Source organism: Pseudooceanicola lipolyticus, from assembly GCF_002786325.1.
Taxonomy (GTDB): Bacteria; Pseudomonadota; Alphaproteobacteria; order Rhodobacterales; family Rhodobacteraceae; genus Pseudooceanicola_C; species Pseudooceanicola_C lipolyticus.
Map to the genome: position 1 here is coordinate 1 of NZ_PGTB01000280.1, position 2,910 is coordinate 2,910.

Below are 2,910 nucleotides of genomic sequence, written 5' to 3' on the forward strand. Positions count from 1 at the left end.
CCTTCGAAGCCGCCCTGCGCGCGGCGCTGCGCGGCGACAGCGAGGAAACCGTGCTGGCCGGCTGGACCCCGCTGGGCCATTTCGAACTGCAACGCAAGCGCGGTCGCGTGCCCCTCGCCGAGGTGATCTGATGTCCTGCCCGATCTGCGGCGCGGCGCCGCAAAAAGCCTATCGCCCGTTCTGCTCGCGCCGCTGCGCCGACCGCGACCTGGGCCGCTGGCTGACCGGCAGCTACGCCATCCCCGCCGCCGATCCCGACGAGGGAGAAGGCGCCGAACCCGACGAGATCGGCTTGCCGCCCAGGCCGCATTGAGCCCGGTGAAAAACCCTCTGGACACCCGCCCGGCAAGCGCCTAGAAGGCCCAGACCCGGAAGGACGCCCTTCCACCCGTGCCCGGGTAGCTCAGGGGTAGAGCAGTGGATTGAAAATCCTCGTGTCGGTGGTTCGATTCCGCCCCCGGGCACCACGCAAACCCTTGTATTGGTTGCGATTTTTGTCTCTGCTCATGTCTTTCCTCAATTAGGTTTGACGTTTTTTGGGGAAGGGTTTGACAACCCTTGTTCTCTTCTCGTTCGCCTCGTCGAGCCGGCGCACGGTTTCAATGTTCTTCACAGTGAGGTCCGCGCCCCGGCTGTAGTAGCCCCCCATCGAGGTGGTCTTTTGTGCCAAGAGGTCCGCGATGGTGCGTTCATCGACTCCAAGTTCCCGCAATGTCGTGGCGACTGTGTGCCGCAGGCCCTTCATGGTCAGGCCGGGTTCGATCAGCTCCTCCTTTAGGAGCTTCGTCTTCAAGCGCTGGAAGGCCGTCGCGAGGCCGTCATAGGTCCAGGGGGTCCCTTTGGAGCTAGCGAGAAGCGTGGTCGCATTGTGCGGTGGGGCTTGATCCAGCGCTTTTGCCAAACGCGCTCCGATGGGAACTATAATTTCCGCGCGCGTCTTACCGCGTAGGCCACGGAGGGCGCCGGCTTGTTCCATATCGCGCTTCATGCGAATCGCGTCCGACGGGTCTAGGCCCGTGTTCACCATGACCGCCAATGCCGCTCGCAATTCCGGCGAGGCGCGCCTGAAAACGATTTCTTCTTCAGCCGCGGACCATGGGCGATTTGCATAACCGGCGTCGCGCGGTCGAGGCTTTGGGATCACCCCTTCAGCCGGATTGCCCTCAATCAATCCGTGGGGCCTGCCGAACTTGAACACCTGGCGCAAGAAAGTGAGGACATAATTGCCCTGCCGCCACCCTAGTTTGCGCGATGCCTTATCGTGGATTCCAGCAATCAGCGGAGTATCCAGCACGTGAACCGGTGTATCCTGGATGGGAGCCAAGTAATCCGCGCAACGTCGGTAGTCCCGTTGCGTCGCAGCTGCTCTCGATGCGAAGTGCTCTGTTTCAAAGTAGTGCCGGATCAGCCCGCCAAGCGTACCTGCCTTTGGCGCCTTCTGCTGGATCGCCTCGTGTGCCGCCTCGATGCGCTGTGCCTCTGTATAGAAGCCCGAAGTGCCCATCGGGTACTTTTGGGTGTCGAGCATGAGCCCGGTCGCCCGGTGCTGGTAGTATGGCCGTGACTCCCACTTGGTTCCATCTGACCGGCGCTTCTTGACGGTCCAGGCTTTGAAGCCGGTCAGCCGGATAAGCCTCATCCCAGCTTGCCGAGGATCGCCTCGCGGCTCGTCTCCTCGGCCCCCTGTTTGCAGCCATCGATCCAGGAATCAAGATCGCGCTTGTCCCATCGGATTTCGCCAGGGCGCAGTTCAATTGGGTTAACCGGACAAAGCGCCTTGAAGTGCTTTGCGGCCATGCCGCAGTAGTTTGCTGCCTCCAAAGCGGAGAGCATCCTTTTTTCGACAACGGAAAGATTCAGAGTTGCGCTTGCCATTCTTCTTTCCCTTTACGAGCGTGCTTTGCGGTGCCTTCGCTTCTGATCCTTAGAAAATGACGCTAGCTCCCGACTTTGCTCTTCGGTGATGCGATACTTTGGGAGCGCGGTACGTGAGGAGCCATCTTCAAGGATTCGCCACTGTCGATCTGCCCGTCTATCCCGTTCCCGCTGGATCCAATCCATTAAGTTGAGGAACTCGCGCAGTCCGCAGCGCTCGGATGAATTGAGGCCTCGTCCCATGCTGCAATTTCTCTTCTTGCCTTGCCCCGGAGCACTCTGAAACTCAGGCAGAGTCTTTCGAATAAACCTGATCAAGTACGGTGTTGGGGTGGAGGCCCAGTCGAGCACACACGAGTTCAAAGACAGCCGAAACGTTCAGCGAGATGTACCCGACCGGACGGCCGAGCTTAGTCTCAATTTCACTTGGCCGGGTATCTGAGGTATGCAGCATCACGCATCCACGATCGCCGCTGACATGGAGATAGGTCTTGCCCAACTCGAAATGGTAGGGAAAGCCGGGATGGCGCGTAGCCTGACAATTCGGGGTCGTCCCAGCGCCGGCATGTGCAAGATGCCTGGCAGCCCGAAACGCATCGGCGGGAGCGGAAAGACCCGAGTCCATCAATGTTGCGGCGCATGCAACTTCCATCAGGTTTTGCCAATCAAACTGGCGATGGCAACCACGCTGGCCGCCACCGCCATGACCGACGATTAACTCGCGAGTCGACCAGTTCTGAACGGACTTGGCCTCAACACCCGTAGCGAATGCTACTTCTTGGGAGTTGAGCAGCAGCTCGTCCAGGGGGGCGCCCTCGAACTTCTTCCGAATATTGAACGCCTTTTGCTCGATCTTCATGATGTTCTCCTGTCTGTTTTGTTAACTCATAGGGAGCTATCTTGATTGAAGCAAGAAAAAACTCTTCGCGAGCTATGAATTCGGAGGCGCTATTTCGGCTGACCTGCCCCCCTTCGGTCCCTCGTTCATAACGAGAGTCTGCGGGTTTGATCTTGATAATCATGGGTTTCGGTTTG

4 protein-coding genes, 1 tRNA gene and 1 pseudogene are annotated in these 2,910 nt (G+C 59.1%); 3 read left to right on the forward strand and 3 right to left on the reverse strand.

From position 1 onward, the window contains the following. The 3 genes and pseudogenes from CVM52_RS27855 to CVM52_RS24930 form a co-directional block, all read left to right on the forward strand. A pseudogene (locus tag CVM52_RS27855) lies at positions 1 to 131 on the forward strand (ribonuclease E/G); the annotation flags it as partial. Next, a complete protein-coding gene (locus CVM52_RS24925) occupies positions 131 to 313 on the forward strand; it encodes a DNA gyrase inhibitor YacG (RefSeq protein WP_100164971.1) in 183 nt (60 codons plus the stop codon). The pseudogene CVM52_RS27855 and the gene CVM52_RS24925, both read left to right, overlap by 1 nt. A gap of 79 nt (positions 314 to 392) precedes the next feature. Next, positions 393 to 467: transfer RNA gene (locus tag CVM52_RS24930), tRNA-Phe, on the forward strand. A 53-nt stretch (positions 468 to 520) separates the two neighbouring features. Here CVM52_RS24930 and CVM52_RS24935 read toward each other — a convergent pair. From CVM52_RS24935 to CVM52_RS24945, 3 genes are all read right to left on the reverse strand, one after another. Then, the gene (locus CVM52_RS24935; protein WP_172721087.1) at positions 521 to 1,528 is read right to left on the reverse strand and encodes a tyrosine-type recombinase/integrase; all 1,008 of its coding nucleotides are present in this window, start codon (positions 1,526 to 1,528) and stop codon (positions 521 to 523) included. Between the two features lie 107 nt (positions 1,529 to 1,635). Then, positions 1,636 to 1,875 (reverse strand): hypothetical protein, encoded by a 240-nt coding sequence (locus CVM52_RS24940; RefSeq protein ID WP_100164973.1) that lies wholly within the window; start codon positions 1,873 to 1,875, stop codon positions 1,636 to 1,638. Positions 1,876 to 2,161: 286 nt separating this feature from the next. Further along, positions 2,162 to 2,734: a hypothetical protein gene (locus CVM52_RS24945; RefSeq protein ID WP_100164974.1), complete on the reverse strand. Its 573-nt coding sequence runs from the start codon at positions 2,732 to 2,734 to the stop codon at positions 2,162 to 2,164. Between the last annotated feature and the right edge of the window lie 176 nt (positions 2,735 to 2,910).

What these genes read in the sequence shown, in the direction of transcription:
- CVM52_RS24940 (WP_100164973.1), bottom strand. Translation starts at nt 1,875, where the DNA reads ATGGCAAGCGCAACTCTGAATCTTTCCGTTGTCGAAAAAAGGATGCTC.
- CVM52_RS24925 (WP_100164971.1), top strand. Translation starts at nt 131, where the DNA reads ATGTCCTGCCCGATCTGCGGCGCGGCGCCGCAAAAAGCCTATCGCCCG.
- CVM52_RS24945 (WP_100164974.1), bottom strand. Translation starts at nt 2,734, where the DNA reads ATGAAGATCGAGCAAAAGGCGTTCAATATTCGGAAGAAGTTCGAGGGC.
- CVM52_RS24935 (WP_172721087.1), bottom strand. Translation starts at nt 1,528, where the DNA reads ATGCTCGACACCCAAAAGTACCCGATGGGCACTTCGGGCTTCTATACA.